This is a genomic window from Streptococcus sp. 32226D021BW, from assembly GCF_053545015.1.
In genome coordinates this window covers 38,700-63,963 of record NZ_JBPPVC010000005.1, presented here as the reverse complement: position 1 = coordinate 63,963, position 25,264 = coordinate 38,700, and the positions used below count along the sequence as shown (strand labels likewise).

Annotated in this window: 24 protein-coding genes and 3 pseudogenes; 22 read left to right on the top strand and 5 right to left on the bottom strand. The window is 38.4% G+C overall.

Translation table 11 applies throughout. The annotated features are described in order from the left end of the window. Positions 1-3 precede the first annotated feature (3 nt). The 4 genes from ACEE44_RS04600 (at position 4) to ACEE44_RS04585 (ending at position 6,688) form a co-directional block, all read left to right on the top strand. Positions 4-2,112, top strand: a complete 2,109-nt coding sequence (locus ACEE44_RS04600; protein ID WP_449171418.1) for an McrB family protein — start codon at positions 4-6, stop codon at positions 2,110-2,112. Further along, a complete protein-coding gene (locus tag ACEE44_RS04595) occupies positions 2,112-3,617 on the top strand; it encodes an LlaJI family restriction endonuclease (protein ID WP_172087518.1) in 1,506 nt (501 codons plus the stop codon). The genes ACEE44_RS04600 and ACEE44_RS04595 overlap by 1 nt, the downstream gene beginning before the upstream one ends. A 201-nt stretch (positions 3,618-3,818) precedes the next feature. Then, entirely contained in the window at positions 3,819-5,693 is a 1,875-nt protein-coding gene (locus ACEE44_RS04590; protein ID WP_449171417.1) for an ImmA/IrrE family metallo-endopeptidase, read from the top strand. A 389-nt stretch (positions 5,694-6,082) separates the two neighbouring features. After that, complete coding sequence (locus tag ACEE44_RS04585) at positions 6,083-6,688, top strand: hypothetical protein (RefSeq protein WP_449171416.1); 606 nt, start codon at positions 6,083-6,085, stop codon at positions 6,686-6,688. Between the two features lie 38 nt (positions 6,689-6,726). Here the strand turns inward: ACEE44_RS04585 and ACEE44_RS04580 are convergent, their stop codons facing one another. The 5 genes from ACEE44_RS04580 to ACEE44_RS04560 all read right to left on the bottom strand — a co-directional run bounded on the left by ACEE44_RS04580 (position 6,727) and on the right by ACEE44_RS04560 (position 11,016). Beyond that, entirely contained in the window at positions 6,727-8,682 is a 1,956-nt protein-coding gene (locus ACEE44_RS04580) for a DNA polymerase (RefSeq protein WP_449171415.1), read from the bottom strand. 234 nt (positions 8,683-8,916) lie between these two features. Then, positions 8,917-9,465, bottom strand: coding sequence for a DUF2815 family protein (locus ACEE44_RS04575; protein ID WP_171942521.1), 549 nt, complete (start codon positions 9,463-9,465; stop codon positions 8,917-8,919). Positions 9,466-9,469: 4 nt separating this feature from the next. After that, positions 9,470-10,591, bottom strand: a complete 1,122-nt coding sequence (locus ACEE44_RS04570) for a DUF2800 domain-containing protein (protein ID WP_449171414.1) — start codon at positions 10,589-10,591, stop codon at positions 9,470-9,472. Then, a complete protein-coding gene (locus tag ACEE44_RS04565; RefSeq protein WP_029185053.1) occupies positions 10,584-10,907 on the bottom strand; it encodes a hypothetical protein in 324 nt (107 codons plus the stop codon). Before ACEE44_RS04565 ends, ACEE44_RS04570 begins: the two co-directional genes overlap by 8 nt. Next, positions 10,882-11,016: a hypothetical protein gene (locus ACEE44_RS04560; RefSeq protein ID WP_261307740.1), complete on the bottom strand. Its 135-nt coding sequence runs from the start codon at positions 11,014-11,016 to the stop codon at positions 10,882-10,884. Before ACEE44_RS04560 ends, ACEE44_RS04565 begins: the two co-directional genes overlap by 26 nt. A gap of 308 nt (positions 11,017-11,324) precedes the next feature. On the opposite strand from ACEE44_RS04560, the gene ACEE44_RS04555 reads away from it, so the two are divergent. From ACEE44_RS04555 to ACEE44_RS04470, 18 genes and pseudogenes are all read left to right on the top strand, one after another. Beyond that, complete coding sequence (locus tag ACEE44_RS04555; RefSeq protein WP_449171413.1) at positions 11,325-13,607, top strand: phage/plasmid primase, P4 family; 2,283 nt, start codon at positions 11,325-11,327, stop codon at positions 13,605-13,607. Positions 13,608-13,953: 346 nt separating this feature from the next. Next, on the top strand, positions 13,954-14,235 hold the full coding sequence (locus tag ACEE44_RS04550) for a VRR-NUC domain-containing protein (RefSeq protein WP_172020957.1): 282 nt from the start codon (positions 13,954-13,956) through the stop codon (positions 14,233-14,235). Then, positions 14,216-15,592, top strand: a complete 1,377-nt coding sequence (locus ACEE44_RS04545; protein WP_449171412.1) for an SNF2-related protein — start codon at positions 14,216-14,218, stop codon at positions 15,590-15,592. The genes ACEE44_RS04550 and ACEE44_RS04545 overlap by 20 nt, the downstream gene beginning before the upstream one ends. After that, the gene (locus ACEE44_RS04540) at positions 15,585-16,088 is read left to right on the top strand and encodes a hypothetical protein (protein WP_000361943.1); all 504 of its coding nucleotides are present in this window, start codon (positions 15,585-15,587) and stop codon (positions 16,086-16,088) included. Before ACEE44_RS04545 ends, ACEE44_RS04540 begins: the two co-directional genes overlap by 8 nt. A 185-nt stretch (positions 16,089-16,273) precedes the next feature. After that, on the top strand, positions 16,274-16,501 hold the full coding sequence (locus ACEE44_RS04535; protein ID WP_024418908.1) for a DUF7678 domain-containing protein: 228 nt from the start codon (positions 16,274-16,276) through the stop codon (positions 16,499-16,501). A gap of 88 nt (positions 16,502-16,589) precedes the next feature. Beyond that, positions 16,590-16,772: a DUF6900 domain-containing protein gene (locus ACEE44_RS04530; RefSeq protein WP_044688783.1), complete on the top strand. Its 183-nt coding sequence runs from the start codon at positions 16,590-16,592 to the stop codon at positions 16,770-16,772. Between the two features lie 44 nt (positions 16,773-16,816). Next, positions 16,817-17,854, top strand: coding sequence for a methionine adenosyltransferase (gene metK, locus ACEE44_RS04525; RefSeq protein ID WP_449171411.1), 1,038 nt, complete (start codon positions 16,817-16,819; stop codon positions 17,852-17,854). Position 17,855: 1 nt separating this feature from the next. Beyond that, positions 17,856-18,221, top strand: a complete 366-nt coding sequence (locus ACEE44_RS04520) for an HNH endonuclease (RefSeq protein ID WP_449171410.1) — start codon at positions 17,856-17,858, stop codon at positions 18,219-18,221. A 298-nt stretch (positions 18,222-18,519) separates the two neighbouring features. Continuing rightward, positions 18,520-18,981: a hypothetical protein gene (locus tag ACEE44_RS04515; RefSeq protein ID WP_014638126.1), complete on the top strand. Its 462-nt coding sequence runs from the start codon at positions 18,520-18,522 to the stop codon at positions 18,979-18,981. Further along, positions 18,953-19,831: pseudogene (locus tag ACEE44_RS04510) on the top strand (DNA methyltransferase); the annotation flags it as partial. The gene ACEE44_RS04515 and the pseudogene ACEE44_RS04510, both read left to right, overlap by 29 nt. A gap of 111 nt (positions 19,832-19,942) precedes the next feature. Then, positions 19,943-20,656 (top strand): annotated as a pseudogene (locus ACEE44_RS04505) (hypothetical protein); the annotation flags it as partial. A 27-nt stretch (positions 20,657-20,683) separates the two neighbouring features. Next, positions 20,684-21,064, top strand: a pseudogene (locus ACEE44_RS04500) (DNA-methyltransferase); the annotation flags it as partial. Continuing rightward, the gene (locus ACEE44_RS04495) at positions 21,061-22,320 is read left to right on the top strand and encodes a DNA cytosine methyltransferase (RefSeq protein WP_449171409.1); all 1,260 of its coding nucleotides are present in this window, start codon (positions 21,061-21,063) and stop codon (positions 22,318-22,320) included. The pseudogene ACEE44_RS04500 and the gene ACEE44_RS04495, both read left to right, overlap by 4 nt. Positions 22,321-22,413: 93 nt before the next feature. Continuing rightward, the gene (locus ACEE44_RS04490) at positions 22,414-22,662 is read left to right on the top strand and encodes an Nmad4 family putative nucleotide modification protein (protein ID WP_024399323.1); all 249 of its coding nucleotides are present in this window, start codon (positions 22,414-22,416) and stop codon (positions 22,660-22,662) included. 1 nt (position 22,663) lies between these two features. After that, positions 22,664-22,876: a DUF4314 domain-containing protein gene (locus ACEE44_RS04485; RefSeq protein ID WP_024399324.1), complete on the top strand. Its 213-nt coding sequence runs from the start codon at positions 22,664-22,666 to the stop codon at positions 22,874-22,876. A 1-nt stretch (position 22,877) separates the two neighbouring features. After that, entirely contained in the window at positions 22,878-23,108 is a 231-nt protein-coding gene (locus ACEE44_RS04480; RefSeq protein ID WP_018374774.1) for a hypothetical protein, read from the top strand. Positions 23,109-23,158: 50 nt separating this feature from the next. Then, entirely contained in the window at positions 23,159-23,632 is a 474-nt protein-coding gene (locus ACEE44_RS04475) for a phage terminase small subunit P27 family (protein ID WP_018374773.1), read from the top strand. Beyond that, positions 23,629-25,221, top strand: a complete 1,593-nt coding sequence (locus tag ACEE44_RS04470) for a terminase large subunit (RefSeq protein ID WP_184495626.1) — start codon at positions 23,629-23,631, stop codon at positions 25,219-25,221. Before ACEE44_RS04475 ends, ACEE44_RS04470 begins: the two co-directional genes overlap by 4 nt. Positions 25,222-25,264 lie beyond the last annotated feature (43 nt).

Below are 25,264 nucleotides of genomic sequence, written 5' to 3'. Positions count from 1 at the left end.
TTTGTGAAAGTATATCTACGAAAATTAACTAATAATGATACTAAGAAACAAATTGAAACGACTTTAGATGCGTTTGAAAATTTTTTTGGTGGTGATTCTAGCACTCAAGGTGCATCAGTTATAACTAGGTTGACAGCTCCAAATGGGCAGTCTGAAAGCTTTAGAATTTCTCAAGCTAATGGAAATGCGAATTCTTTTCGATTCGCATCAGCTCAACAGGGTGGTAAATCACTTTCGAAATTTGTAACCGATAATGTCAAAGCATTTAATGCTGATGATATTTTAAAAATTTCTGATAGAGATAATTTAGTTGAAATTATTCAGCCAGGAGATTCGGAATATGACGGATTGAACTCATTAATAAGAAATCGTAAAAATCCAGTTATAATTTCAGATGATCATTATCTGATTGACAGCCTCTCAGCAGTAGCTAAATATTTACAATATGTAGTTCATAAAGATTATAGCAATGATTTTGCTGAGTTTAATTCTAAACTAAGTGATACTCGTACAAATTTTTTGGCTAAGTTTTCTGTAGATAAACTAAGTAATTTTTCTAGTTCTAAGCTATTTGGAAAGAAAGAAGAAGATTCTTTAGCATATAATCTGAGTGATAATCCTGACTATAATATTTTTGGTAGTGCTAAGCAGAGTAATACCACACCTGTTAATTGGAATAAGGATGATTTTGTTAGCTTTGTACAGAACGTTTGTAATTATATAGATTCCAATAATGGAGTTTCAAATCTTAATGAGTATGAAGATTTATGGAATTTTATGGATGGTCATGCAGTTAACTTTTTTAATGAAAGAATTTGGGTAAAAAAATATTTTCATATTCTATACCCAGAAATCTTCGTTTCTCAGCTTAGCAATGATAATAAAATTGAAATTTTAGATGCCTTTAAAATTATTCCAGAGAGCTCTGAATTAAAATTAAATTTTCAAATATCACAATTATCACAATTATCTAATATTCCAACAGATTTCTTTTGGTATTTAGCCAATTCTAGTACTAAAGAAGACGTTAATGATAAAGTAGTTAATCAAGATGAAAATTTGTTGACTATTTTTGATTTGGACATCAAAATAAATTCAAATTGTAGGGAAAAAGGTAAATATAGTTATAATAGAATTTTCTTTGGTGCACCAGGTACTGGTAAAAGTTATGAATTAGAGAAACAAAGAAAAGAATTGCTAGCTAATGGTGGTGAATATGAACGTGTAACATTCCATCCAGATTATTCTTATAGTCAATTCGTTGGAACCTATAAACCTGTACCTATCGATGATGAAAAAATCACATACGAATATGTTCCAGGACCTTTCATGCGCATTTTAGTTAAGGCATTGCTAAATTCAGAATCTGAAAATCCTTATTTATTAATTGTAGAGGAAATAAATAGGGCTAATGTTTCAGCGGTATTCGGAGAGGTATTCCAACTCTTAGATAGGGGTAATGGGATTAGTGAGTATGCTATTAATTTATCTGAAGATATGAAGAAATATATCATTAAAGAGTTTAGAGACAATGGTGTAATACTTGAACCTAGTTCATTAACTGAAATCAAACTTCCTGATAATTTGTTTATCTGGTCTTCTATGAATAGTGCAGACCAAGGAGTTTTTCCTATGGATACTGCATTTAAGAGACGTTGGGATTTTGAATATTTTGGAATTGATGATAATGATGAAAAAGTTTCTCCTTATTCAACTGACTATGATTTGAATTGGAATCAATTACGTAAGTCAATCAACGAATTGCTATCAACTGATAAATTCAAAATTAATGAAGATAAATTGTTGGGTCCTTTCTTTGTTAATCCGAAGAGTATTGCTCCAAATGATAGTTACATTATGGATGGCAAGACTTTTAACAGAGTATTTAAAAATAAAGTCATCATGTATTTATTCGATGATGCTGCAAAACAACGAAGAGGTCAACTCTTTGCTACTGGTTTAACTAGATATTCTCAAATTTGTTCTAAATTTGATTCAAATTTTGACTCTAATGGGCAACTTGTGACTAATATTGAATCCTTATTTGATATTTTCCAAGAAAAGAATTTGTTGTTACATTCTTATGATCCATCTAAATATGGTAAAGAATAATGAAAGTTATCTATTGTAGAGAAGAATTTGGTTATAGCTTTGAGGAATTTGCTAGTCTTCTCTTTCCAAATGAAATAGCCAAAGAAGAAGAGGTTACAGATATTTTAACTCGTTTAAAGCGAGTGAATGTTATTTCTAAAGTAAGGACTCCGAAGGGTTTTGAACTTTCTAAAGCAGATTTATCTGATATTGATGATGATATAGCTGATGTGGTAGAAATAGACCCTAATTCTACTGAATTTTTATATAAATTCAAATTTGTTGGTTTAATTATTGTAAAATCATACATCTTGTATTCTTTTCCTAAATATATTGAAGTAAATCCAAAAGAGAAACCTACTGAAAAGCAGACTGCTGAGTTTAAGCAGATTATAAAAGTTATTGAAAAATACTCTAAAAGCACCAGAGAACAAGCAATTTATAGTCTGAACGATATAGATGAATCAGTAGCCTATGGAGATTTGTCAGTTAGTTTATTCTTGCTAGAGGACTATTTCCAAAATGGTTTATATTCAAATCAGCATAGTATAGTTGAAATGAATGGTAATGGAGAGATTCTTTGGGATAAAACGGTAAATGATAGTTTTGCCTTTTTCTCAGATAACAGACCTGTTTATATTGATTATTTCAATAGGCGAAGTGTTGTTGAAGACGATAATTTCATAAAGAAACTTCACGAGGTTGTGCTTAGTCGTATTTCAGAAACATTAGAATTAAATGGTCTTCTTGATTTATTAGATTTGACATTGACTAACTTTACAGATGAGGAATTGACTGACCTAGGTGATATTGACTTTATTTTATATATGATAGAGTCAGAACTGAGTCAAGAGTTTAATACTCGTAAACAACTTCTTCTAAAAGCTTTATTTAGCTATGTATCACAAAAATATGAAGCTGAACGAGACGAATATGCAAGTTTATTTGGGACTAATTCATTTAAAGGAATTTGGGAAAAAGCTTGTGCCAATGTATTGAACGATAAACTTGATGTAACTATTGGTGGTTTAGATTTAGATCCAACTGGTGCAAATACTAAAAATACTAAAATCAAAAATATTATCGATAAGCCGCAGTGGACCCAAAATAATAAAGATGTTTTTGAAACTGACACTCTGATTCCTGATATTATCACAGTAGTAAATAAACGATTGCTTATTCTTGATGGTAAATATTATAATCTAAGATTTAGTACAAAATCAGTAGCTGGAAATCCAGGTGTCGGTGATGTCACGAAACAATTCTTATATGCTTTAGCTTATCGAGAATTCGCAGATAAAAATAATCTTCAAATAGTTAATTATTTTTTAATGCCTACAGAAAATGAATCAGTTTATGATTTTGCTAAAGTTGATATGCATATGTTGAATTCTTTAGGTCTTTCATCTATTTATGTTGCCAAGTTAAATGCGGCGAGTATTTTTTATAACTATTTGAATGATTCACTTGATTTAGATTTGTTGGAAAAATTAAAAAATAAATTTGATGAAGATAAATCTGAGTAAAAAGATTAGGTCAGGCTGGGAGTGAAATACTACGTAGAATTTTATCGTCCTATCTCATCGAAGGGAGATTAATACATTTATTGATAAAAGCTGGGGATTTCCTCAGCTTTTTTATGTATCTGTTTCAATAAAACATATTATGTGGAAAAAATACCTAGCCAAAATGTTATAATTAAATTATAAATTATACGAGGTATTTCTATGGTACAAAAAATCGAAAAAGTTATTGAATCTACTTTTTATAATGAATTTTTTTCATCTGTCAAAGGATTCATAATTCGTAACCGTAGTCAAATTAAAGTGTCAAAGTGTGATTTAAATGAAATCAATTTTATTTCTCTAGATGATTTTGAGGTTCGCAGAATTCTATCAACGCAAAGGACGGAAACAGGATTAATATCCTTTCTTCAGGTGGTTGCTTTTGTTGAGGTGAAAGGAAAGAATCACTATGGGTACGAAACTGAAGGTGGAGAGGTTTGGTTTAATATATCTATTTCTTATGTTTTAGATTCTGGATTTAAAAATTTCAGAATTGAGGATGTATTTTTTTCAGATAATAAACAAATTCCAGATTCTGAATATACTGCTGAATTTGTACCAATAATTGAATCAAAAAAATTTGATAGTATTGCTAATCAAATCCTAAGAATCCATCAACCTGAAGTTTTAGAAACCCCAATGTCTTTGAATATATCGTTGTTGCTTGAATCAATTGGGGTAAATTTAATCGAGGCAAAAGTATCCCCTGACCAATCAGTTTTTGGAGAAATTGTGTTTAAGGAAACTACGATAGACGTCTTTGATGAGACGAATCAGCCCAAATCATTACTTGTCCCTAAGGGAACAATTGTAGTTGACCCAACTGTAAAAGATTTTCGTAATCAAGGGAGTTATAACAATACAGTTGTTCATGAAGTAGTCCACTGGTTACTTCATAAAGACTATCAAGAGTTTAGAATGCTAACACACACTGATGGAAAGAATATTTTCGTAGACAATTCTAAAATTGAATCTACAAATTGGACTCAGGATGATTGGATGGAGTGGCATGCAAATAGTATTGCCCCTCGTCTATTAATGCCTAAGAAAACCACAAAACAAAAGGTTAATGAGCTAATAACAAATTATTCTTTAAAATATACTTCAGATCAAAGAATTGAAATGTTTGAACAGATTATCGATGACTTAGCATCGTTTTTCCAAGTCTCACGTCTTGCAGCAAAAATTAGGCTTCAACAACTAGGTTACCATGAATTTGAGGGAATATATAATTTTGTTGGGGATCAATATCTAAGAAGCTATTCTTGTGAGTTAAGAGCTATGTCTTCAAATCAAAGTTTTACTATTTCATTTGCTAATGCATGTATGCTTAATTGGACTAATGAACATTTTCGAGAATTGATGGATAGTAACAGGTATGTCTATGTTGATTCACATTTCTGTTTGAATAATTCCAAGTATGTAACTATGGTTGAATTTGGAAAATATGAAATGACGGATTATGCATATCAACACATGGATGAGTGTTGTCTTGTCTTTGATTTAAGCTATAAGTATGATAATAAAAAGTCTATTTCAATTACTAGTTTTAATGACTACATAATGTACAGGGGAAAAATAACTACCGAAATAATCGTTGATTTTTCTGATTACCTTAATGTTGTTGGAAATAATGCTGAAATAAAAAATGGTAAAATTTTCCAAGAATTACAATCTATATTGGATGAGCTTCCTCGCTCATTTCCAAAAACATTGGTTTATCATAGAGAGAGGAAAAATATTACTCAGGAGAAATTAGAGGAAGTAAGTCTGATAAGTGTTTCTACAATAAGGAGATTGGAAACAAAATCAGATGCAGCACATAGTCTAGAAAAGTTGATGGCTTTAACATTGGGAATGAAACTATTCCCAGATTTAAGTTTTGACCTAATTGATAAGAGTGGTACCAACTTTAGAAATGATGTACTCTACCATACTGGATATAAAATGGTACTTAGAAATTATTATCATTTAGGTGCTTTTGAATGTAACGAATTAGCCAAGAGTCTAGGATTACCAGAGTTCTTAGGAAAATAATTTTTTAATGAACCGCTCAAATTTTGAGCGGTATTTTTTTGCCTTTAATTCAGTGATTTAAAAAGAAATAGTAATATTTTTCACTAAAAAAATCTAACTTTGAAGGGTTTCTTGATTTAGAAATCGTTCAATTTATGAACTGTAGAGTTTCGTTCAAAAGCTATATACTTTACTTGTAATAATTAAAAGATTACGAATCCCCTCAATAGAAACCTTGCCCTTGATCACGGCCTCTGACTTCAAAGGTGGAAGTTGAGAATTGCAGTTCAGTCTGTGAAGTCGACTGACCATGATTTAGCAAAGGAACTGCTGATGTGGTCAGAAACAAAATTAAATAGTTCTTTTGGCATGTCCAATTCCTTTGTGAACGAAGGAAAAGGTGACAAGACATGTCAATTAATGAACAAAATAGTAATTCAAAATATACTCTAGATCGCTATAAAAGTGAAAAGCCATTTAATGGTGTAGAACCTACTGACTCACAAGTACTAGTACCATTCGTTATTAGGGATAAAGCTATGCTAGTTAATAAGGATGTTAATCGAGACAACCTCAAAACATTTAATATCTATGGAAAACGAATTCTTGTTGGATTTGTACCCGTTGAGCGAGCAGAGTTTGCGAATGCCCTTCGTGTATTTAACATGGATACTAATGAATACTTGAGCCGTCATTCTAAAGGAAAGCATGATGATTTATCTTTAGATGAGATGTTCGAGAAGAGGGATAATGATGAGAAATTTGGATACGATCCAACTGGAATCCCTTCTCACGAGGAGAAACTGATGCTTATTGAAACACTAGAAGAATTGATTGATGTTGTTTATCAACGTAATGAAAAGTACGGTAAAATCCTAAAGCTAATCTACAAAGATGTCACAATTAGCAAACAAGAGATCATTGAAAAACTTGGTCTGAAAAAGACCCAAGGTTATGATGCAATCAAGAAAGCACATGCACTCGCAAAGGAGGTATATAACGAACTAAATCAATAATTGAAATCGCCATCTCATTTTGAGGTGGCGATTTTTTACTAATCTTTCTGATAGAATAAGCATTCGTATCCGTCGGAACGAAGGTTAATATCAGACATCCAGTCTGGTGCAATTCCCATCAACGATGCAATTTCATCAAGTTTTTGTTCCATCGGGCATTCTATAATAACTTCATCGTGTACATGTCCTACAATTTTAAACTCTTTTAGTTGCTTCAAAGAGTAAGCAAGTATGTCTCTACTGATAGCTTGGACGATATTCTCCACAAATTTTGGTCCGTAACTTTCGAGGCGCTCCCAACGTTTAGCAGTCCCAGTTCCTTCATATGTGACTGACTCTCCACCGAACTGGTTCTCGCCAATTCTTGGTTTGATATATGATAGTTGACGACCAGAAGGAAGGGTGATGAATAAAATGCCACTTTTAACTTCAAATTGAATGTCATGAACAGATGTTGGAATTAAGTCTTTTACGGCAGTTTTAACCGCCCTGTCTACATCCCACCATAAGAGAACGATATTCGGATTTGCTTGTCGCCAGGAGTTAACAAGTGGTTGGAGTTCGTCCTCTGATAGTCCCATATCAAGCGCCCCCATGGCTTTAAGTGCGCCAATTGCTCCACCATAGCCACAAGCAAGCTCCGCAATCTTCCCTTTTTGACGTAGGTCTGCATTTTGACCATGTTTCTCAACTGGCACACCGAACATTTGTGACGCAGACATACAGTAGATATCCTTACCTTGTTCAAAGACCTTGCTCCGCCATGTCTCTCCTGCAAGATGAGACAGAACACGCGCCTCGATGGCAGAGAAGTCACACACGATGAACTTCTTACCCTTACTTGGAATAAAAGCAGTGCGAATAAGTTGCGATAGAGTATCTTGCGTATCGTAAAGGAGTTCAGTAGGTTCTAGGTCACCAGTTTTGAAAAGTTCTCTAGCTTCCTCAAGGTCAGGAAGATGGTTCTGTGGTAAGTTCTGAAGTTGTACCAAACGGCCAGCCCATCGACCAGTTCGGTTTGCTCCATAGAATTGAAACATTCCCCTTGCTCGACCGTCTTTACAAACACAGTTCATCATGGCCCGGTATTTAGACACACTTGATTTGGCAGCTTGTTGACGAAGTTTAAGAACTTGTGCAGCTGTTTCATCAACCGTTTTAAGTAATTCTTTAACAGCTTTTTTGTCTAGAGAATCTGTAGTTACTCCATGTTCACGTAGCCAGCCAATCATCTGCAGAACAGAGTTGGGATTTTCAAGACCTGTTAATGCTTTTAGTTCCTCTTGGATTTTAACTTTGCTCTCTGCATCAATTTTGATTGCGGCTTTTACAAAGTCAACATCTATGCCAATACCTCGGTCGTTGATAATCTGATCCTGGAGGTACTCATCCCAAACAAAATCAGGTACTGGGAAGTTTTTAAGCCGTTCCTTGATGGCCAATTCGACCACAACATCACGTCTGTTGTAATTGATAAAGATGGACCATTTGTCAGGCGCGTGATGTGGAAAGTTGCGGAGTCTCCCCCCATTGACCTTGGTAGGCTTACAAGGTACGCAGAAGTAGCGAATGAGGTCAGCACCCTCTCTCATCTTTTGGTCTTTGAGTTTGAGGACTGTTCCAACTCCCTCAAGGGAGAGTGGAAATCCTAAATAGGCTGACCAAATCATGCTACATCTCCATGAAACTGGAGATAAAAATTCATCTGATAACAATTCGGGGTGATATTTCTTGAGCCAGTTTGATAGACAAATTCGCTCAAATGAAGCGTTGAATGCCCATTTGATGACTCTATCGTCTACTAAAGCTTCAAGAATATCTTGTGGTAACTTCTCCTTAGTTAAGTCGTAAACAGTTACTGGTCCATTATCGACAGATACCGCAAACAAAAGGATTTCAAAACTGTTATCCTCCGCATAGCGATAGACACCAGATTTTCGTAAGTCAATTTCACAATAAGTTTCGATGTCAATGCTGAGTTCTCTAATTGGCATAGTACGTCCTTTCTGAAAAAGGTGACAGAAGTACTGCCACCTAAAGTTCTATTTGTTTTTTCGACTGAGCGGTGTTTGGCTAAGTTTTTCTTTGTTTAGCTTTGCCTTTCGTTCCATTTCATTTCGAATGTCATCTCTAATGGTCATATAGCCGAAGTATAGTCCGATAAGCACCCAGAGTCCCATAATTGTACAAGTTAAAATAGTATACATCATCAATCTAATTCTCCATTTCTAGTTCAAAAAGTCATCATCTTCTTCTGTCGCAAAATCATCCTCAGCACGAGTGCGTCCTCCGAGGGGTTCACCATCACGCAATTTTTGCAAGTTATTCAAACCGCAAGCAATCCCTTTGTTGCCATTAGAATTGAAAGCATAGAAGGTAATAGAAGCACGACCGTAGATACCAGAGTACAATTCTGAAGTATCAATGATTTCTTGACGATTGCCGTCAACCACCCCAGGTTTGTGTGGAGAGTTGGCATTTACAAAGTAAGCATTTTTGTATGCTTCATCATCCGGGCGTTCAAGATCACCGTCACGAAGTGGAGTTTTCAGAGTAGATAATGCAGGTACAGATTTACCGTTGCCTTTGAGTTTTGACTCACCTTCTTTGTAAGCTTGTTCAATAGCAGACTTGATTTTGTTAATAGTGATTGTATCCTCTTTTGGGATGATGAGTGAGGCACTGTACTTGGGAGTGCTACCGTTAATTGACTTTGGCTCATTGGCATTTAAGTAGCTGAAGCGAGTGTTTGGTCCTGTAATTACTTTAGTTGTCATATAGTTAATCCTCTTTAAATTCATGTTTTGCTAGGTTCATCTCTTGACGGCTATCGTCAATTGGAACGAGTGTTGGTTTACCACTTGGTTTTATTACGAGACCACCAAGTAGGTCGTTAAAGGTTTTCTTGCCGAGGAGTTTGGTCATGGCAGTGATAGTCAAGAGTTTCTTTTCGTAAGGGTCATAGCCAGCATCCATCACAGCTTGACTCACGGCTGACTCATCTGAGAATTTACGAACAGAGCGACCTTCAACCAGTTTATATCCTGGGATAGGATGTCCATCTGTTGCTTGATTTAATGCATAAGCTTTGATGTCGTTTGCCCATGAAATCAACAAATCTAGTTTAGGCAAAATCTCTGCAATGTCCTCGTTATCAAGGGTGGCTGGATTCGCAAACTCCATCTGGGCAAGAGCTAAATTATCCTCAGCACGTTTGCGACAGACATTCTTGAGTTTACAGAATTGGCAGTGTTTACCAGACTGCATGTCCCCATCACCTTTGAAAGCAAGTTCAGCTTTTGGAGCGAGTACGTTTTCCGCCCATTCAAGCAACTCAGTCTTTTCTATCTCAAAGGTAGAAATGTTATGTTTTCGTGGTTGGAAGATGGTCATGGTAACTTTATCGAAATCATATATACCATCAAACATTTCAATGCTACCTAAGGCATAACACATCATTTGCGGGTTGTAGTTTGCATCAACTAGAACACCAAGCCCGTGCTTGTAGTCAATTACCTGAAGAAGTCCGTCTGCCACGATGATGCAATCTCCAGTTCCAAAGCCTTCAGGTACCCACTTAGAAAAGTCCAGTCGTTGTTCGATAAGAACTGTAGGGTCACGAGAGTAGCCTTTGGCTTTCTCAACTTGCTCGATGACATAGTTGCAATATTCTTCTGCACATTCCTGCATCTCATCGTTATAAAATACTAAATTCTCAGTTGGATCACGCGCATTCCTCCCTAAAGCATTCTCGACTAGATAAGCACACAACTCGTGAGCATCAGTACCTTCAAGGGCAAACTCAGAGGTTTCATTTGGTATATCTTCTGTTAACCGAACGGAAGGTGGGCAGTTCAACCAACGATGTGATGCAGAAGCAGATAGAATGGCGTGGTTAGTCATTACCAATCCCTCCAGCTTCTTCAAGGACTGCCGCAAAGTGTTTAGGGTCAAGAGCTGATAGAGAAGAAGCACCGTAAGCATTTAGAAGTGCACGAACCTCATTCTTAAATCCGTTTTTAGCTTTGGTCGCAAGGACTGCACGGACATCCTCCAATTGAATTTCCCTTCGTGGTTCAGATTTTGGTGATATTGGTTCAGGAACTGTTTCATCATCAGTAGATAGGAGTTTTTTGAACTCATCCACCAATCGAAGGTAGTACTTTGCGGTTTCTTCCATATCATGAATTAGTCTATTCAGTTCTTTCATTTTTCTCATTGATTTCTTCCTCCTTTATTTTACGAGCGAGTTGCTTTGAGATGACGCTGATGGCGGTAAGTGTATCGACCAGTTCATCATTGTGATTCACAGTTATTTCTTGAGTCATTTTGTGACCTCCTATCTTATTAGGTAGAGATGTGAACAAAAATTCCGGTTTTTATTAAAAATTTTTTGAATCGATGTTTTTCATCCCTTACACCTATATAGGTAATACTAGGATGTAATTTTCCGCTTTTTTATAAAATTTTTTTTATTTGGTAAACATGAAAATAATCTTCCTCTAGCTATATAAAGGAAGATTATTTTTTTTGAAAAAAATTTTATTAAGGTGCGGAAAAATGAGCCGTAGTTCTACCTAATAAGGTAGGAGGGAAAAATCTCCACACATCATTAATTACATTTGGAGGGTGCATAATGCAATTTACCTTATCTCATTCTGGACAGACTGGGGTTCAGACAACCACGGTTTATCCCAATCAAGTAACTGTTACAGATGAAATATCGCTACAAACTGTTGCGCAATTCGACCATGTGGCAGGGCTGTTTTTAAACAATACACGCTCAAATACCAATTTCATCCAGTCGGACGTTTTGGTCATGGATATTGATAATGACCATTCTGAAAATTCAGATGAGTGGATAACTGTAGAGCGATTAAAAGAAATCTTTGCGGATTACAATTTTGCCTTGGTCACCAGTAGAAGTCATATGCAGGCTAAGGCAGGAAAGGTTCCAAGACCTAAATTTCATATCTACTTCCAAATCAATGAGGTAACTGATAAAGATGTCTACGTAGCCATGAAGGAAGAACTCTGTAATCAATACAAGTTTTTTGATGATAATGCCAAAGATGCGGCAAGGTTCTTCTTTGGAAATCCCAATGCGCAGGTTATATGGCATGATTCATGGCTAACTATTGATGAAGATTTGTTTCAAGTTGTTTCTATTGAAGACGAGGAAGATTTCGATGCAGATTTTTATACTCCGCCAAGAGGTCCAATCCAGCAAGGGAGTCGTAATTCAACGATGTCTGTATTTGCAGCTAAGATTGTCAAACGTTTAGGGGTAACGCAAGAAGCAAGAGATGGCTTTGATGAGCAGGCTCAGAAATGTGTACCACCACTTGATAAAGCAGAGTTAGATTCCATCTGGGGAAGTGCTGTGCGATTTTACAATCGAACCATTAAGCAGTCACAAGATTATGTATCACCTGAGGCCTATAACCGAGAAGCCATGCGACCTGATGACTATACCGATATTGGTGAAGCAGGACTGTTAGCTCGTGAATATGGAGACCGAATTGCTTTTACTCGTGAGACTGACTATCTTGCTTTCAATGGGAAACACTGGGTGGAGGATGAGCAATTGGCCATGCGACAGGTTCATGTTTTCTTGGATGAGCAACTAGCAGTGGCAGATGCCAACCTAGAGGATAAGACAAAACGGCTCATCCAAACAGGTATTTCAGAGGAACTGATTTTTAAGGGGGTTAAAGCCATTGAAAAAGCCCTTGATGGACCAAGTCAATTATCAGCCTTTAAGGAGTACAAGAAAGCATTTGACTTCCATAAATTTGTCATGAAATATCGTGATTATCGCCATCTCTCAGCTATCGTTAAAACCGCTAAACACATGGTTCGGATGAGTGTGTCTGAGTTTGATAACAATGAAATGTTGCTCAATACTCCTAAAGCCACCATTAACTTATCCCAGGGCTTAGCTGGTGTAAAAGATCATGATTCAACTGACTATATCACGAAGATGGCAACAGCTTCGCCAAGCGATAAGGGAAAAGGCTTGTGGCTAGAGACTCTAGCAACTTTCTTTTGTGGTAATCAAGAACTAATCGACTACGTTCAGATGGTGGTGGGTATGGCTGCTATCGGTAAGGTTTACCAAGAGCACCTTATTATCGCTTACGGCAGTGGGGCAAACGGCAAGTCTACCTTTTGGAATACCATTGCACGAGTGCTGGGCAACTACTCAGGCAAATTATCGGCAGATGCTCTAACCATGAGTGTCCGACGAAATGTTAGCCCTGAAATGGCAGAGTTAAAAGGAAAACGTCTTATTATTGCATCTGAGATGAGTGAGGGAATGCGGTTGAACACTTCAATGGTTAAACAACTTTGTTCGACAGATGAAATCTTAGCTGAGAAGAAGTACAAGGCACCATTTCATTTTGTGCCATCACACACGCTAGTTCTTTACACCAACCATCTACCAAAAGTAGGTGCGAACGATGATGGGATTTGGAGACGTCTGATTGTCATTCCTTTTAATGCCAAAATCACAGGTCGGTCAGATATCAAAAACTTTGCGGACTACCTGTACGAGGAAGCATCCGAGGCAATTATGTCATGGATTATTGAAGGTGCAGAGAAAGCAATCAATGCCAATTTCAAGTTAACTCTGCCAAAGGTTGTTGCTCAATCTGTGTCTGCCTATCGAGAAGCTAATGATTGGATGGGTCAGTTTCTTGGTGATTGTTGTGAAATCGGCGACCAATTAACTGAGAAATCAGGAGAACTTTACTCAGCTTATCGAGCTTATTGTGCTGGTATCAATGAGTACACGCGCAGCACAACGGATTTTTACACAGCTCTTGCGAATGCTGGTTTCACCAAAAAAAGAACAAACAAAGGTGTTATAGTGAAAGGTTTACAGTTGAAATTAGATGATGATTTCCTTGATTAACAGTGTAAATCAGTGCAAGTTGCCTCTAGCAATAGGAGGTGTTAGTGCATGTCGTGATAGTTAAGTCACAGAGTGATTATCAGAGTAGCTGAAAGTTGATGTTTTTAGTGAAGAGAAAAGTTTATACAAAACTGTCACGACTTTCACTGGAGTTAAAAAGTGCATGTCGAGAATGTCACATACAAAAGTTGCCATAGGAAGATTTAAAGTGCAGGTTTAGTAGGTCTTTTCTATAACTTAGATATAAGAAAAAATAAAAAAGATAAAAGAGATATAGGAAAGTAATGTAACTGACTATCGTGAGATACACTTTTTCCTTGGCGATGTTTTGACGAGAGGATTTATTATGCGAGAAAAAATTGTAGAACAGAAGTTAGTGAGTGAAGTGAAAAAGCGTGGAGGGATTTGTCCTAAATGGGTATCTCCATCTTTTTCTGGTGTACCAGACAGGCTAGTGTTTTTACCCAAGGGCAAGTTTGGCTTGGTGGAAGTGAAGTCTCCTGACCAAAAGCCAAGGAAGTTACAAGTGTCAAGGCATAAACTGTTTGAGCGGTTAGGTTTTAAGGTTTATGTTCTTGACCACATTGAGATGATTGGAGATGTGCTAGATGAAATTGACATTACATAACTATCAAGTAGTCGCCAAGGACTTCATCATAAGTCACCCCAATGCAGCAGTCATTTTAGACATGGGGATGGGGAAGACGGCAACAACCTTGTCTGCAGTAAATGAGCTGATGTTTGACCGATTTGAGGTCACAAAGGTTTTGGTTATTGCCCCACTTCGAGTCGCAAATACGGTCTGGAGTGACGAGATTGAGCAGTGGGCGGAGTTGCGTCACTTACGGTATTCGAAAATCGTGGGGACATCCAAGCAACGAAAAGTAGCTCTTCAGAAAGATGCGGACATCTATATCGTCAATCGTGAAAACCTCCCTTGGTTGGTGGAACAATGTAGTCCCTATTTTAAGTGGGATATGGTAGTGATTGATGAATTGAGTTCTTTCAAGTCTTGGCAGTCCAAACGCTTCAAAGCTTTCATGGCAATGCGTCCTTACATGAAACGTATCGTTGGTTTGACTGGAACACCTAGTTCAAACGGACTAATGGACTTGTTCGCTGAGTTTAAAGTCATTGACGGAGGAGAACGTCTTGGTCGATTCATTGGTGAGTTTCGTAGTCGCTACTTTGAAGAAGGTCGTCGCAATGGAAACATTGTTTATGAATACATCCCTATGGATTATGCGGAGTGTCAAATTCAGGACAAGATTAGTGATATTACCATTTCCATGAAGGCTCTAGATTATCTAGATATGCCTGATTTGATTTCAACCAAGAAGCTGGTGCGTATGTCAGAAAAGGAAAAAGAAAAGTACAGTCAGTTTAAGAAAGAGTATGTTTTATCAGAGTTGGATGGATTAGAAGTAACTGCTGCCAATGCAGCAAGTCTTACGAACAAATTAGTTCAGTTGTCCAATGGAGCCGTATATTCTGATGATCATACGGTTGTGGCATTACATGAACAGAAACTAGATGCCCTTGAAGATATCCTTGAATCCGCAAATGGAGAGCCTGTCTTAGTTGCTTATTGGTTCAAACATGACTTAGCTCGGATTCTGGGTCGTTTAGAAAAACTCAATGTAAAGAGTCGGGTGTTGAAAACAGAAGAAGATATTCGTGAATGGAACAAGGGAAATGTCCCAGTTGGCTTACTTCATCCAGCTGGAGCTGGTCATGGGTTGAACCTCCAAAAAGGCGGTCACCACTTGGTCTGGTTTGGTTTAACGTGGTCATTGGAACTATACCAACAAACAAATGCACGACTTTGGCGTCAAGGCCAGGAGGCTGAGACAGTTGTTATTCAACACATTGTGACTGAAGGAACGATTGATGAGGAAATTCTCAAGGCACTAGAAAACAAAGATGCACAACAAGAACGGCTGATTGAAGCTGTTAAAGCACAAGTAGGAGGAACAGATGGATAAGGTGGAATATATAGCTAAAAACTATCGTGACATGAAAATGAAGTTACATTTAGTTCAGGAGAAATTGCTCAACTATCGACCTATCTCAGAGAATAGTGTGATTCAGTCACTGGTATTTGAGAAGTCAGAGCATGAAAAGGTCAAGAAAAGTAAAAACCATGGTCGTAGTGAGCTGATTTCTCTTAGTTTTAGAGAAAAACAAGAACAAGAAAATCAAGAGTACCTCAGTAGTTTGCTTAATACCTACTACTGCTTAAAAATGGATCTTTACTACTTTGAGTTCGTTATGGAGCTAATACCTGAGGATTTGAAGCCATTAGCCAAGGATTTAATTTACTTAGGCAAGAGTTGGACTGAACTAGAAGAGATTTATGAAATCAGTCATTCAACACTTGCTTATCGTAGGCGTAAGATTCTAAAACAATTACGCAAGTGTTATCGTTGGACTTCAAAAAGTCTTGAACTTAAGGTGGAAGATTATCACATCCCTATCTAGTGATGGTTGAGTGCACTAAATTGGTACTAAATTAGCACTAAATTTGTACTGGTTTAGTACTGATTTTCAACCTAGACCTGTGATATACTTAAGATGTCAAAAAAGATAAAAATCTCCCTCAAATGACTGGATATTCTTTGGCTGATAGGGTAATATACACCTAGAAAAACCAAAGGAGAATAACCATGTGGACTGACGGACGGATTGATTATCAAGGACAAAAAGTGGATTACATTGCCAAGGTTAGTCCCCAACCTTCAGAAGTTGGAATTGACCTTGGATGTGTTTTCAAATTAGATATTGAAGTAGCTGAAGAAACAATCGTTTCTTACGACAGAGGATGGGAACTCTATCCTGAAACAGAAGAACGTGAAGCCATTCTTGAGGCGGTTTTGCTGGTTTTAACTGTTTAAAATATCTTTAATTTTATGCAGAAATGACTGGATATATCTCCTTTTTAGAGTTAATATGTACACAACAAAAGAAGAGGAGAACAATACCATGACAAAACGCCAACATGAAAAACTCAATGCCCTTTTGACAGAAATTGCAAAAGAAGAACTTTTTGTAGAAACCTTGGAAAAACGTTGGAGCGACAACCTCGATTTCTACGATGTTTCGGTTTGGGGAATCAAAAGAGCATTGGAGAGAGCCTACGAAGCAGGCCGTCAATCAGTAAAATAAACCAAAGCCTAGCCCAAGGGTTGGGCTTTTTGCGTGGAGGAATTATGATTATTACTAGTGAACAAGTGTCGGTTGGACACCCAGATAAAATCTGTGACCAGATTTCAGATGCCATTTTGACGGAGTGTCTAAAGTATGACAAATCAAGTCGAGTGGCAGTTGAGACCTTAATCAAGGATAACCATATTGTAGTAGCTGGTGAAATTTCGACAAGACATTTCTTTAATCTCGAGGACATTGTACGCCAGGTTGTCGAGCCACTTGGTTTGAAGAATGTTCGGGTAACTAACCTACTTGGACTCCAAAGTTCTGATATTGCCCAAGGTGTTGATAATGGTGGTGCTGGTGACCAAGGAATGATGTTTGGTTATGCGACAGATGAAACACCTGAGTACCTGCCACTTCCTTATGTCTTAGCAACTCGAGTCCTTGAGAAACTGATGTCACTCGGTCACCCCTTACTTGGAAAGGATGCAAAAGCACAGGTATCCTACGACTATGAGAAGAATCGAATTGATACATTTTTAGTTTCCATCCAACATACCGAAACGGCTGACCTTGCCAAAGTGAAACGAATTGTGACTGAAGCTATGATGGCTGTAGCTCTTCGTTACCGTCAGAATCTAGATTTCAACGTTCTAGTCAATCCAACTGGTCGATTTGTTCTTGGTGGCTCATTTGCGGATGCAGGAGTGACTGGACGTAAGATTGTGGCGGATACCTACGGTGGTTTCGCACATCATGGTGGAGGTGCTTTCTCTGGAAAAGACCCAAGCAAGGTTGACCGCTCAGCCGCATACATGGCACGAAAGATTGCCAAGGATATTGTTCGTGAAGGCTATGCCAAACGTTGTGAAGTTCAGCTTGCCTATGCCATTGGAGTTGCAGAACCTGTGTCGGTTTACGTAGAAACCTTTGGAACCAGTCGCTACACCACACAACAACTGGAAGGAATGATTCGTGAGCGGTATGATTTAACACCAGGAGGTATCATTAAGAAACTTCATCTCTTGGATGTAGACTACACCGAGACAACTTGCTTTGGACATTTCACGAAAGACTATCTACCTTGGGAGAAGTAAAATGCCACGAAGACCAAGCATACCTTGTAAACAAAATGGTTGTCCTAACTTAGTATCATATGGTCAGAAGTATTGTGAGAACCATAAAGCAAACCACCAACTGGATTCCAAGTCAACCAAAGCCAAAGGATACAATGCCCAGTGGAATAAAGCACGACTTCGTTACTTAAAAGTTCATCCACTCTGTGTTGAATGTAAAGTCAAAGGTCGATTAACCAAAGCAACAGTGGTTGACCATATCACACCCCACCGAGGTGACCAAGAACTCTTTTGGAATCAATCAAACTGGCAAGCACTTTGTAAGTCTTGTCATGATAGGAAGACCATGACGACTGACCGATATGTGGAGTATACGTATCGATTTTAGTCTTGGAGTTTCGTTACAATAGTATCCAATTTTTAACCCTTTGGGGGAGGGGGGATGGAATCTCTAAACCCTTGGGAGACTAAGACCGACGCCCCCTCAAACGTGCAATTTCGCAAAATTCGCAAGCGGGTACATTAAAATCGCTTCATTTTGACGTTCCTTCCCACCGTTATCACGTTTCTAATGTGGGGATGTAGCGTTCCCAAGTATGTCATTTTGGTAATAAAATAGTGAAAAAGGCTAGAAACAATGTAGAAAATAGTTGTTTTTAGTCCTTTTTTGCTGGAAAGGAAAACAAATGGACGAAAGTCAACGCAAACAAATCTGGAAAATGCGAGCAGAAGGTCTTGGCTATGGCTTAATCGGTAAGGCTACAGGACTGTCTAGAGATTCTGTTAAAAAATACTGTAAACGAAATCCAGCATTGCTTGGTCATGGAGCGGCGACAAAGCAAATGGCAAAAGCCGACCAGAATGACGGACTCCGTTGCCCACAGTGTTATCAAACACTTAAAATTCATAAAATAGGAAGACCAAAGAAGTTCTGTTCGGATAAATGTCGTAAAGTCTGGTGGGCCACTCATTCTGACGAACACGACAAATCAAAAACTGCATATGAAGATTTGACTTGCCAGCAATGTGGCAGGTCATTTTTATCTTATGCCAATCCAAATAGGAAATTTTGTAGCCATTCGTGTTACATTCAATCACGCTTTTATAAAGGAGAAACCAATGACAAGCCAACCAACAATGGAAATTAGAGAAATTCGATTGTCTGAATTACACCCAGCCTCCTACAATCCTCGAAAAAAACTTAAAAAGGGTGATAAGGAGTATGAAAAGATTAAGCAAAGTCTACTCAAGTTTGGCTACGTTGACCCCATCATCGTCAATAAAGACTTGACGGTAATTGGTGGCCATCAACGATTAACTGTATTGAAGGACTTAGACTATGAAACCGCCAAATGTGTCATTGTCGATTTATCCAAAGAAGATGAAAAGGCACTGAACATTGCCCTTAACAAAATCACCGGTCAATGGGACGACCAACTTTTGGCGGACTTGCTTTTGGATTTACAGGAATCGGATTTCAATCTCGACCTGACTGGTTTTGAACCACCAGAAATTGACGATATCCTGTCGAATGTTCATGATAAAGACCTATCAGATGATGACTTTGATGTTGAAGAGGAATTGAAGAAACCCACCTTTTCAAAACGAGGGGACATTTGGCAACTTGGTAAGCATCGAGTGATTTGTGGAGACTCTACGAAAGCTGAAACTTATGACCAACTTTTAGGTGATAAAAAGGCAAATTTGGTTGTGACAGACCCTCCCTATAATGTTGATGTAGAAGAAACAGCTGGAAAGATTCTCAATGACAATATGCCTGATAGTGACTTTTACCAGTTTCTTTTTGATATGTTCACTCAAGTAGAAAAACATATGGAGTCTGATGGTTCAATCTATGTATTCCATGCGGATACAGAAGGACTGAACTTCCGAAAGGCATTTAAAGAGGCGGGATTCTACCTCAGTGGGTGTTGCATTTGGAAGAAGAACTCCTTAGTTCTTGGACGTAGTCCCTATCAGTGGCAACATGAACCATGTCAGCCAGCAGGTACGATTGTTCAAACTATAAATGGTCCCGTTCCAATAGAAGACTTAAAGGATGGTGATAGGGTCATTAGTTACAATTCCTATTCAGGAACAATTCTGGGGATGCGTAATGGTGGCTATGAGATAAAAACAGCTTCTCGATATTATAATGGCACCTTATACGGTATAAAAATTGGAAATAAAATAACGTGGGCTACGGATAACCATCAGTTTTCGGTTCGTTTTAATGAATCAACAAAAAACAATTATTGTACCTATCTTATGCGTAAAGGAGACCGTTGGCGTGTAGGGATTACTGAACTCTATAACTCGAGGGGATTTGGTTTGAAAACGAGACTTCGTGGAGAGAAAGGTGAAGAGGCTTGGGTCATTGATGTATTTGATGATAAAGTAACAGCCCAGTGCCACGAACAGTTATTAGCCCTCAAGTACGGTATTCCTTATACTCATTGGGAAATGGATAGAGGACTTCCAAAGAAAGAAACTCAACGCACATCTCATCATGTCGATATGATTTATGATAACTTGGATAGCCAAATTCAATTAGATAATGCTAGACGTTTGCTTGTTGACTATGGTCGAAATATCAAATACCCACTCATTCACAAAGGAAATGGACATGAGGCATTTAGTAAACGAGTAACTGCTCGCATCAATGCTTGTAATCTGATCCCTCAAATTATGCAAGTTCCAATTCCAAAAACTTATGAAAAGGAAACGAGAGAAAATTTTTACTGGGGCGTAATTGATGAGGTTCTTACAAAAGGATTCAGTGGACCTGTTTATTCTCTTGCTGTTGAAAAATATGAACATTATATTGCAGATGGAATTGTTACTCATAACTGTCTTTATGGCTGGAAACAAAAGGGAAAACATCAATGGTTCAGTGACCGTAAACAAACAACCATTTGGGAATATGACCGTCCAAAATCTAGTAAAGACCACCCAACGATGAAACCGATTCCGCTCATGGCCTATCCTATTCAAAATTCATCGATGCGAGGAACGCTTGTCCTAGATCCATTTCTTGGTTCTGGTTCGACCCTAATGGCCGCAGACCAAACTGGAAGGGTTTGTTACGGCATTGAGTTGGATGAGAAGTTTGTGGATGTCATTGTCAAACGTTATATAGAGTCAACAGGAAACGACAACGTGACGGTATTGCGTGATGGACAGACTTTGACCTTTGATGAAGCCTATTCAATGATGGAGGAGACGGTATGAGCCTAACCTTTCTTGATTTCTTTGCAGGAGTGGGTGGTTTTCGTCGTGGTTTGGAATTAGCTGGTTTCAAATGTATCGGTTACTGTGAAAAGGATAAGTTTGCAAGAAAATCTTACGAAGCAATGTACGACACGAAAGGAGAATGGTTTCATGACGACATCACAAGCATTGATCCAACACAACTTCCAAAAGCAGATCTCTGGTGTGCGGGAAGCCCTTGTCAAAATGTGTCTATCGCAGGAAAGCGAGCAGGCCTATACGGTGAGCGAAGTGGACTCTTTTTTACATTTGTTGACATCATCCAAAGCCAAGAGGAAGAAGATAAACCCGAGTGGATACTCCTTGAAAATGTTAAGGGACTTTTATCAAGTGGCGGGGGACGAGATTATCTCGACTATCTCTCTATCCTGGATGAAGCAGGGTACGACCTTGAGTGGCAAGTGTTCAATTCAAAAGACTACGGAGTTCCCCAAAATCGAGAACGCATCTACACTATCGGACATCTTAGAAGTAGAGGTCGACGAAAAGTACTACCTATCAGCGGAGAAAGCGGTAGCCATCTTAAGCAACTTGTAGGTGGTATGCAAAGCTATCGTGTCTACGACCCTAGTGGAATTGCCACAACCCTTGTTGGTGCGGGTGGTGGACTGGGAGCTAAGACTGGTCTTTATTTGATTGACCAATCTTTGACAGAACCAAAGTTGACAGATGAGGCACGTTGTATCACTGCACGATATACTGCTGGAGCTACAAAGCGGACGGCTATGAATTCTGGAGTACTCGAAATTCAACCCATTCTGACACCAAATCGAATCAACAAGCGGCAAAATGGACGCAGGCTCAAGGAACAGGATGAGCCAATGTTCACATTGACCTCTCAAGACCGCCATGGCATTCTTGAAGGTATCAAGGTCAGAAATGGTACGAAGCAAGGTTATCAAGTTGCTGAGGTAGGTGATTCAGTGGATTTATCTTATCCCAACTCTCCAACGAGACGAGCAAGAGTTGGGAAAGGAATCGCCCATAACCTATCCTGCGGTGGTCAAATGGGTGCTGTGGTTTGGAATGATCGAGTGGTGAAAATTAGACGTTTAACCCCTAGAGAATGTTTTCGACTACAAGGTTTTTCGGATGATTTATTCGAGAAAGCCCAAGCAGTAAACTCCGATGCCCAACTGTATAAACAAGCTGGAAATGGCGTGACGGTAACAGTTGTCTATGCTATTGGATGTGCCATTCTAGGAAGTGAAAAATAGTCGAAAATATCGTCAAAATAATCTATAAATGACTGGTTATAAGTCTCCTTTAGAGTTAATATGTACACAAGAAAAGAAGAGGGGAACAAAACCATGACAACAACACTTGAAAAACTATATGAACTCTACCCAACAACCGCAAGCATCATTCCTTACAAGGAATGGGTTATCGTTGCATCCAAAGGAGACAAAGAAACAGTAGTTGAGATTTACGAAATCATTGATAGCCTTGAAGAATTTGAACTATTTGAATGCCGACTTAATCGCATATACAAGGAATCAATAATTGTTACGGATCTCGGTCACGCTGTCAAGTGGGCATTCGATATGTTTGGAGAATAATATGGACACAAAAATTTTCAATAACCTAAAGACAATCTATCCGGTTGGTACAAAGGTTAGATTAGTAAAAATGGATGATCCACATCCAGTTCCTAAAGGAACACTTGGTACAGTTATTGGAGTGGATGACATTGGCTCACTCTTAGTTAAGTGGGAAAATGGCAGTTGCCTGAATGTTTTATATGGAATAGATATCGTGGAAAAGGTAAAGTAAGATGTGGGAAATAATGACTCGAACGGTTGGTGATAGGCATTACGTTTGTGAATTTCTCCGTGAAGATACAACTGACCCGAGAAATATAGACGGTGCTTGGATTAGAATTCTGACAATAAAACGTGATGGTGAATATATCTACCAATATAGATATGGGAATGAAATAGATAACATGGACGATATTGATAGAACAGTTTGTCAGGCTGTTCTTGATAACTTTAATGAACTTTAGGAAGGAACTCGAATTGAGTTCTTTTTTCTTACTCTAAAGGAGGTGAGATTGTGGCAATCAGGGGGCGAAAACCAAAGCCAACGAATATGAAAATACTTGAGGGAAATCCTGGTAAGCGACCACTTCCTACGAATGAAGTCAAACCCAAACAAAAAGCCCCACGTTGCCCACAGTGGCTTGAAGATGATGCAAAGAAGGAGTGGAAAAGGATGGGAAAAATTCTCGAACAAATGGGAATATTAACCGAAATGGACATGACTGCATTTGCAGGATATTGTCAAGCTTACGCACGCTGGAAAGAGGCGGAAGAGTTTCTTACCAAGCATGGCTCCATTATCAAAACCCCGAATGGTTATCTGCAACAAGTCCCTCAAGTCTCTATCAGCCAGACTAACTTAAAAATCATGCTTAAATTCTGTGAACAATTTGGTTTAACACCATCAGCACGTAACCGTTTAGCGACGATGGATTCGGAAGTTGGTACTGGTGATGAAATGGAAGATTTGTTAGGAGGAATTTTATGAGCTATCATTATGAACCAAGTCCATTCATGCTTCCAACCTCACACTATGATAAGGTAAAGGCTGATAGGGCAGTAACATTTATCAATAACCTCTCCCATACCAAAGGCAAGTGGGCAGGAAAGCGATTTGATTTGTTGCCTTGGCAGGAACAGATTGTTCGTGATCTATTTGGGATTGTCAAGGAAGATGGCAATCGCCAATTCCTAACAGCCTACATAGAAATTCCAAAGAAGAATGGTAAGTCTGAGCTAGCAGCGGCTATCGCTCTTTATCTACTATATGCGGATAATGAAGCCAGTGCGGAAGTTTATGGTGCCGCTTGTGACCGAAACCAAGCATCAATCGTATTTGATGTGGCCAAGCAGATGGTGCAGATGAGTCGCCCCTTGGAAAAGCGTTCAAAGATAATGGGTGCTACCAAGCGTATTGTAAATTATTCTAACGCTGGGTTTTACCAAGTTCTTTCAGCAGAGACTGGGACAAAGCATGGACTAAACGTATCTGGCTTGGTCTTTGATGAAATCCACGCTCAGCCTAATCGTCATTTGTATGATGTCTTAACCAAGGGGTCAGGAGACGCAAGGGAACAACCCCTCTTTTTTATTATCACAACAGCTGGAACGGATAGGAACTCCATCTGTTATGAATTGCATACTAAAGCATTGGATATTCTGAATGGTAGAAAGAAGGACACTTCTTTCTATCCGGTGGTTTATGGTTTATCTGATGAAGATGATTGGAATGATGAAGAAAACTGGAGAAGAGCCAACCCTTCACTAGGGCATACTATTGGGATTGACCGTGTTAGAGAAGCCTACCAACAAGCACTTGATAATCCTGCAGAAGAGAATGTCTTTAAGCAGCTCCGTCTAAATATGTGGACAAGTTCAAGTGTTGCTTGGATTCCAGAACATGTTTATGCGAAGGGAAATGATCCTATTCAATATGATAGCCTCAAAGGGCGTAGCTGTTATGCTGGTTTAGACCTTTCTAGTACATCAGATATAACGACTTTTGTCTTGGTGTTCCCTCCTAGATTTGAAGAGGAGAATTATATCGTTCTGCCATTTTTCTGGCTACCTGAGGATACATTGGAGCTTAGATGTCGACGTGACCATGTTCTATATGATGTTTGGGAATGTCAGGGATACATCAAAACTACAGAGGGTAATGTCGTTCACTATGGTTTTATCGAAAAGTTTATTGAAGACTTATCGGAAATCTATCATATCAAGGAAATCGCCTATGACCGTTGGAATGCGACACAAATGGTTCAGAATCTAGAAGGAATGGGCTTGACCATGGTGCCTTTCGGTCAGGGATACAAGGATATGAGTCCACCATCAAAGGAACTCTATAAACTTATGATGGAAGGCAAGATTCAACATGGTGGGCATCCAGTTCTGAAATGGATGGGACAAAACGTAGTCATGAGACAAGACCCTGCTGGCAATATCAAGCCTGATAAGGAAAAGTCAGTCGAGAAGATTGATGGTATTGTAGCACTCATTATGGGACTGGACCGTTGTATTCGTCATCAAAGCGATGAAGGAAGTGTGTATGATGAACGTGGAATATTGAGTTTTTAGTTGAATTTAAAAGGTAAGCATGATAGAATGTATTTACAAATCA